General features: G+C 68.9%; 9 protein-coding genes. 6 read left to right on the plus strand and 3 right to left on the minus strand.

Going from position 1 to position 6,253, the window contains the following annotated elements:
- The first annotated feature begins 3 nt into the window (after nucleotides 1-3).
- Together ACWEO7_RS28090 and ACWEO7_RS28095 are read left to right on the plus strand one after the other, a co-directional pair.
- Nucleotides 4-126 carry a hypothetical protein gene (locus tag ACWEO7_RS28090; protein WP_355073936.1) on the plus strand — a complete coding sequence of 41 codons (123 nt, stop codon included), beginning with the start codon at nucleotides 4-6 and terminating at the stop codon, nucleotides 124-126.
- Nucleotides 123-530, plus strand: a complete 408-nt coding sequence (locus tag ACWEO7_RS28095) for a hypothetical protein (protein WP_452427564.1) — start codon at nucleotides 123-125, stop codon at nucleotides 528-530. Before ACWEO7_RS28090 ends, ACWEO7_RS28095 begins: the two co-directional genes overlap by 4 nt.
- Before the next feature lie 15 nt (nucleotides 531-545).
- On the opposite strand, the gene ACWEO7_RS28100 is transcribed toward ACWEO7_RS28095, so the two are convergent.
- The 3 genes from ACWEO7_RS28100 to ACWEO7_RS28110 are packed head-to-tail and all read right to left on the minus strand — an operon-like array spanning nucleotide 546 to nucleotide 2,766.
- Nucleotides 546-1,430 carry an LLM class F420-dependent oxidoreductase gene (locus ACWEO7_RS28100; protein ID WP_452427566.1) on the minus strand — a complete coding sequence of 295 codons (885 nt, stop codon included), beginning with the start codon at nucleotides 1,428-1,430 and terminating at the stop codon, nucleotides 546-548.
- A 48-nt stretch (nucleotides 1,431-1,478) separates the two neighbouring features.
- Nucleotides 1,479-1,664: a hypothetical protein gene (locus tag ACWEO7_RS28105; RefSeq protein WP_452427567.1), complete on the minus strand. Its 186-nt coding sequence runs from the start codon at nucleotides 1,662-1,664 to the stop codon at nucleotides 1,479-1,481.
- 25 nt (nucleotides 1,665-1,689) lie between these two features.
- A complete protein-coding gene (locus tag ACWEO7_RS28110) occupies nucleotides 1,690-2,766 on the minus strand; it encodes an SDR family oxidoreductase (RefSeq protein ID WP_452427569.1) in 1,077 nt (358 codons plus the stop codon).
- Nucleotides 2,767-2,876: 110 nt separating this feature from the next.
- On the opposite strand from ACWEO7_RS28110, the gene ACWEO7_RS28115 reads away from it, so the two are divergent.
- The 4 genes from ACWEO7_RS28115 (at nucleotide 2,877) to ACWEO7_RS28130 (ending at nucleotide 6,118) form a co-directional block, all read left to right on the plus strand.
- Complete coding sequence (locus ACWEO7_RS28115; RefSeq protein WP_452427571.1) at nucleotides 2,877-3,503, plus strand: TetR/AcrR family transcriptional regulator; 627 nt, start codon at nucleotides 2,877-2,879, stop codon at nucleotides 3,501-3,503.
- A 61-nt stretch (nucleotides 3,504-3,564) separates the two neighbouring features.
- Nucleotides 3,565-3,876: a nuclear transport factor 2 family protein gene (locus ACWEO7_RS28120; RefSeq protein ID WP_355073947.1), complete on the plus strand. Its 312-nt coding sequence runs from the start codon at nucleotides 3,565-3,567 to the stop codon at nucleotides 3,874-3,876.
- Nucleotides 3,877-3,919: 43 nt separating this feature from the next.
- Nucleotides 3,920-5,059: an alkaline phosphatase family protein gene (locus ACWEO7_RS28125; RefSeq protein ID WP_452427573.1), complete on the plus strand. Its 1,140-nt coding sequence runs from the start codon at nucleotides 3,920-3,922 to the stop codon at nucleotides 5,057-5,059.
- Between the two features lie 171 nt (nucleotides 5,060-5,230).
- The gene (locus ACWEO7_RS28130) at nucleotides 5,231-6,118 is read left to right on the plus strand and encodes an IS5 family transposase (protein WP_452427583.1); all 888 of its coding nucleotides are present in this window, start codon (nucleotides 5,231-5,233) and stop codon (nucleotides 6,116-6,118) included.
- Nucleotides 6,119-6,253: the final 135 nt, after the last annotated feature.

Consider the following 6,253-nt stretch of genomic DNA (forward strand, 5'->3'; position numbering starts at 1 on the left):
GCCATGCCGCCGCTTCGGGAGCACAGACCGCGAAAGGCCATCCGCACGCTGCCCGACCACGCCGTGCCGACGCCACCGCTACTACCCGGCGAGGAGGTGGACGTACGGCACGCAGGCGCGGCGTGACCACCCGCGCACTCGGCGGAATCGTCTTCGACGCCGCCGCCGTCGTCGCGTTCGCCAACCGCGCCAACTACGCCCAAGCGGTCGTCTGGGCGACGGTCGACGCGGGAAACACCATCGTCGTTCCGAGCACCGTTCTCGCGGCGGCGCGCACGCACATTCCGGCCGATCGGCTCGACATCCTGGCCGTGCTGGTCGGCCTGCCGCACACCGTCGTCCCGTCGTTCGACCGCACCGTGAGCCCGCCGCTCGCACCACTCGGCGGCGCGGCCTCCGCCGACGACACTCTCGTCGCCGCGGGCCATGTCACCCGCGAGGCGGTCGCCCGTACCTGGCCCTGCTTGACCAGCCGTCCGAGACGGCTCAGGCAGATCGATCCGCGCGTCATCATCGATCCGCTGCCGTGACTCGCGTCCGGCGGTTCAGCGCAGCAACGCGATGACCGGGGCGAATTTCTCCATGCTGTCCTCGAGAACGGTGATGTAGGTGATGCCGTAGCGATCGCGCCGATCGCGCAGGCGGTCGGCCATCTCCTCGGGAGTGCCCATGAGCAGGATCGGATGTTCCTCCGGGGAGTCGGCGACGTCCGGCGGCAGCGCCGGACCGAAGACCTCCAACACGCTCGCGCGCTCCTCGGGCGGCACCACCCGCTGCACGAGGATGTTGAACTCGACCTTGTCCAGCCGTGGACCGAGCAGATCCCGCACGTAGGCGACGCGCTCCTCGATCTCGTCGAGCCCGGCCATCTGCAGTGGCCCGCCGTTGCGCGCGGCCGCCGCGCCTGTGAAGGCGATGATGTCGGCGTGCCGCGCGGCCACGCCGAGCAAGCGATCACCCCATCCGCCGATGAGCACGGGCGGTCCCGACGGCTGCGCGGGTTGCGGCTGATACTCCGGATCGGCGAACAGGCCGCGCAATGTGATCACTGTCTGTTCCAGGTGCTCGACGCGCTTACTCCCGCTTTCGAACGGGATGCCCGCCGCCTCGAATTCCGCCTGCACGTAGCCCGCTCCGAGCCCGAGTTCGACCCGCCCGTCGGTGAACTGGTCGGCACCGGCCACGTCGCGGGCCAGCAGGACGGGGTTGTAGAAGGCGGTGTTGAGCACGAAGGTGTTCAACCGCACCCGCTCGGTCGCCTCGGCGGCCAGGATCATCGCGGGGAACGGTGCGGGCAGGCCGAGATGGTCGGCGACACCCACCACGTCGAAGCCGAGTTCCTCTGCTCGACGGCACTTTTCGATCCAATTCGACCGGGACTCGGGGACCACCATGTTGACACCGAACCGGAAGGGGCGCTGCGCAGTCACGTGTCCTGTCTAGCGAACCGGGCCGGACCGCCGCACTTCGGGGCCGGTTCAGCACTGGGCGAGCGCACCCGCGGCAACCACGATGCCGAGCAGCGCGACGACAGCGGCGGCCACCGGTACCGGCCTGCGCAGCGCCCGCCGGACCGGGCCGGGAGCGTTGCGCCCTGCGGCGTTCGCGCGCGAGGATCGTCGGGCGAACCAGCGCCGCGTCATGGCGACCGTGGTGATGATCAATGTCGCGATCAGTATGCCCGCCCCCTCAGACGCGTACGGCGCGCGGCGCGACCGCCCGGGAGGTGGACTTGCCTCGCGGTGGTTCGACGATCCCGTGCTGCAGCAAGCTTTCGGCGGTGTCCAGCACGGTTTCCCGGACCGGGCGCATGGTCCAGCCCAGTTCGCGCCGGGCTTTCTCGGCGCTGAGCGCCTCGGTGCGCCCCAGGGTCGGCAGGGTCAGCCGGACGCCCTTGTCGAAGATCGCGACGCCGCGCACCAGCCAATTCGGCAGCTGTCTGGTCGGCACCCGGAATCCGCGCGGCCCGAATTCCTCGCTGAGGATGCGCGCCATCTCTCCCATCCACAGGTGCTCGCCCGCGCAGATATAGCGGTTGCCGGCGGCCTCCGGCGTTTCCAGCGCGAGCCGATGCGCCACGGCGAGATCGCGCACATCCACCGGCGCCCAGCCGACGCGGGGCGTGCCGGGCACGTCCCCGGCGAGCAGTCTCCGTACGGGCTCGTGCGAGGTGCTCGTCGTGGTGGACAGCACCGGCCCCAGCACCATGCCCGGGTTGACGACGACCAGTTCGAATCGCTCGCCCGCCGGAAGCCGTGCGACGAAATCCCAGGCCGCTCGCTCGGCCAGCGTCTTGCTCTTCTGGTAGGCCGGGCTGCGCTCGACCACCGTCCAGTCGGCCTCGGTGCGCAGAACGTCCTCGGTGTGCCCGGCGACGATCGCCGCGATCGAGGAGGTGAGCACCACCCGGCGAACAGTGCCCGCGGCGGCGCAGGCGCGCAGCACGCGCAGCGTTCCTTCGACCGCCGTGTCGATGAGTTCTCGCTCGTCGTCGGGCGGGGTGGTGGGGAACGGGGAGGCGACGTGCAGTACCGCGGCGCTACCCGCGACGGCGGCTGCCCAGCCGTCGTCGCCGTTCAGGTCGGCTTGCGCGAACTCCAGTTCGCCCCCGGTTCGCCGGGCCAGTTCGACCAGGTGTGCCCGTTTGCCGGTGTCGGCGAGGTCGCGAACCGTCGCGCGCACGGCGTAGCCGTGCTCCAGCAATTCGGCGATGACGTGACCGGCGACGAAACCCGTTGCGCCGGTGACCGATACCCGTGTGCTCATTTCTTCATCCGTCTCGTGAAGTGGCTGCGCCGCACTCATCTGAGCGCCGCTCAGATAATCTAAGCACCGCATAGTTAGGTTGTCCAGGACACGTCGCATACGCTCGGACGGTGACGCGGACCAGTTACCACCACGGCGCCCTGCGCGACGCGCTGCTGGCCGCCTGCCTGCGTTTGATCGAAACCGAAGGGCTCGCCGCGGTCAGCCTGCGCCGGGTGGCCCGCGAGGCAGGCGTGAGCACCGCGGCGCCGTACCACCACTTCCCCGACCGAGCCGCGCTGCTGGCAACACTGTCCACCCAGGGTTTCCAGATGCTCGCAGCGCAACTGGCGGCCGCCCGCGCCGAGGCGGAAACGCCCATGGCCGCCCTGACCGCGCTGGCGAACACCTACGTGCGGTTCTCCCGCGAGCAACCGGCCTACTTCCGCCTGATGTTCCGGCCCGAACTCTCCCAGCCCGACAAGCATCCCGACACCATGGCAGCCGGCGACGCGGCTTTCGGAGTGCTGGCCGACGCGATCACGGAGTGTGTCCGCGCGGGCGCGCTGCCCGCCGACAAAGCCGACACACTCGCCGTCATGTTCTGGGGACTCGGCCACGGCTTGGCCTCGCTGTGGCTGGACGGACAGCTGGAGAAGCGCGCCGGACAGTTCGGGACCACCGGCTCGGCGTTGGTGGACGACGTGATGCGGACCTTCGCGACATTGATCGAACCCGGCGCGCCGCCGCTGCCCTAGAGTGAACGCCAGACGTTTGCTCCTCCGATGCTCCCCACACCGATCCGAGAGGACGACACGGATGACCGCGCAGCTGGATCCGACGGTGCAGGAGTTCGTCGACGCGCTCAACGCCAATGATCAAGACCGGTTCTACGCGGTGCTCACCGACGACGCCACCATGTCCGACGACGGTGTGGAGCGCAACCTCGCCCAGTGGACCGAAGCGGAGATCTTCGACAGCAATGCCCGGATGCAAGTCGAGTCGGTCGGCGACGACGGCACCGAACTGGTCGCCGACTACACCAATACACGCTGGGGCTCGATGCGAACCACCTGGCGATTCGTCCTGCGCGAAGGCAAGGTGAGCCGTTTCGAGACCGGGCAGGCGTGAATGCCCTTGCCAGCCTGCCGTCCGCGTTGACATCCTGACCTTCGTGTTCGTCGCGCCGCGTTACGGTACGGGTTCCCTGGCCGACCTGTTCCCCTCCGTCCTCGCCGGTCTCGGCGTGCCCGGCGAGGCGGACCGCCTCGGGCTGGGGCTCGACGCCGACCAAGTCTGCGTCCTGCTGGTGGACGGGCTCGGCTACCACGATCTGGTCGCGAATCCCGCTGCGGCGCCCTTCCTGTCCGGTCTCGCGCCGACCTCGCTCACGGCCGGTTTCCCGACGACGACGGCCACCAGCCTGGCCTCGCTCGGGGTGGGCGTTCCTCCCGGCGAGCACGGCATCGTCGGCTATCTGTTCCACGTCCCCGGCTACGACTCGCTGTTCACTCCGCTGTCCTGGCGGCTGCACGGCGTACCGAAGTCCGATCTGCGGAAGGAACTCGCCCCGACGGAGTTCCAGCCACGCACAACGGTTTTCCAGCGCGCCGCCGCCGACGGCATCGCCGTGGCCCAGGTGTCGCCGCGCGATCAGGCGGGATCGGGACTGACCGAGGCGGTTCTGCGCGGCTGCGAGTTCCGCCCCCAGCTGTCGTTCGGCGATCTCGTCGCCAATGTGAGCGAGGCGCTGCGCGCCGGTCCACGCTCGCTGGTCTACACCTACCACGGCGATCTCGACCTCACCGGGCACGTGCGCGGACCCGCCTCGCGATCCTGGCAGTTGGAACTCGCCCATGCCGACCGGCTCGCCGCCGCGCTCGCCGAGGAGTTGCCCGCCGGAGCGGCGCTGCTGGTGACCGCCGATCACGGCATGGTGCCACTGGACGACCGTATCGATTTCGACACCACTCCCGTGTTGCAAGAGGGTGTCCGGGCACTCGGCGGTGAAGCCCGCGCCCGGCACGTCTACACCGAGCCGGGCGCCGAATCCGATGTCGCGGCAGCCTGGCAGGCCACTCTCGGCGCGGACTTCGAGGTACTCGGCAAACAGGACACCGTGAGCCGAGGCTGGTTCGGGCCCACCGTGGACCCCGCGATCGCTCAGCGCATCGGCGATCTGGTCGTGGTCGCCCACGGGCGGCGCGGCGTCATCCGGACCGGCGCGGAACCGCTGCAGTCCCGGCTGGTCGGTCACCACGGTTCGCTCACCCCCGCGGAGATCGATGTTCCGCTGTGCGTCTTTCGCGCCTAGGGAGTGTTTCGAAGTAGTTGATGGGGTAGCACCGCTATGCGGTGCCACCCCATCAACGTGTTCAGCGGGATCTGTTGTCCGCGTTGGCATGTAGGTGAGGTCTCCGGTAGTTGGTTCAGCTGTCGAAGAAGAACCTTGAATACCGGAGACCTCGTGGCCAGCGTAACGGTGGTGGCGGGGCGCGCGGACCTGACCGATGCCCAGTGGGCCCGGTTGGAACCGTTGCTGCCCCGCAACAAGAAGGCGGGACGACCGCCTCAGTGGACGAAACGGCAGCTCATCGATGGGATCCGGTGGCGGACCCGAGTCGGATCACCGTGGCGTGACGTCCCGGCGGTGTATGGGTCGTGGCTGGCGGTGTATGGGCTGTTCCGGCGCTGGCAGCGCGCCGGAGTGTGGGTGTTGATCCTGAAGTTGCTGCAGGCGTTCGCCGACGCGGCGAACCGGATCGTGTGGCAGGTGAGCGTGGACTCGACGATTCTGCGGGCCCATCAGCATGCCGCCGGGGCTCGCCGCGACGGTGACGGGCAGGCCGAGCCGCCCGGAGGGGTGGTCCGCGAACCCGACGATCACGGGCTGGGCCGGTCGCGGGGCGGATGGTCGACGAAGTTGCATCTGGCTTGCGAACAGGGCTGCCGGGTGCTGTCGCTGCTGGTCACCCCGGGCCAGGCCGGTGACAGTCCCCAGTTCACGGCGGTCCTCGACGGCATCGAGGTACCCAAGACTGGTGGTGGCCGGCCACGATCACGACCGGTTCGGGTGCTGGCCGACAAGGCGTATTCCAGTCGAGGAAATCGGGAATGGCTGCGTCGGCACGGGATCCGGGTGACGATCCCGGTTCCAGCCGACCAGGCCGGCCATCGCCGCAACCGCGGCTCGGGCGGTGGCAGGCCGCCGGTGTTCGATCCGGTCGTCTACCGCGACCGTAACACTGTCGAACGTGGAATCAACCAGCTCAAACAGCATCGGGCGGTGGCCACTCGCTACGACAAACTCGCTGTCCGCTATCTGGCGACGGTCCATATCGCTGCGATCAATCAGTGGCTGCGACACGGGTGAGGACGGACCGAACAGCCCGCCCTCACCACTTCGAAACACTCCCTAGCTTGAGTTTTAACCTCTGGGCTGGGTTTTCAATACCCCGGGTGATCATGGGTGAAGCCCTTGGTTGATCATGTCTCCTTGCGACAGAAA

It is taken from the genome of Nocardia sp. NPDC004260 (assembly GCF_053603155.1).

Bases quoted from the DNA above. Each gene is read 5' to 3' on its own strand.
- ACWEO7_RS28090 (WP_355073936.1), top strand. From the start codon at position 4: ATGCCGCCGCTTCGGGAGCACAGACCGCGAAAGGCCATCCGCACGCTG.
- ACWEO7_RS28110 (WP_452427569.1), bottom strand. From the start codon at position 2,766: ATGAGCACACGGGTATCGGTCACCGGCGCAACGGGTTTCGTCGCCGGT.
- ACWEO7_RS28120 (WP_355073947.1), top strand. From the start codon at position 3,565: ATGACCGCGCAGCTGGATCCGACGGTGCAGGAGTTCGTCGACGCGCTC.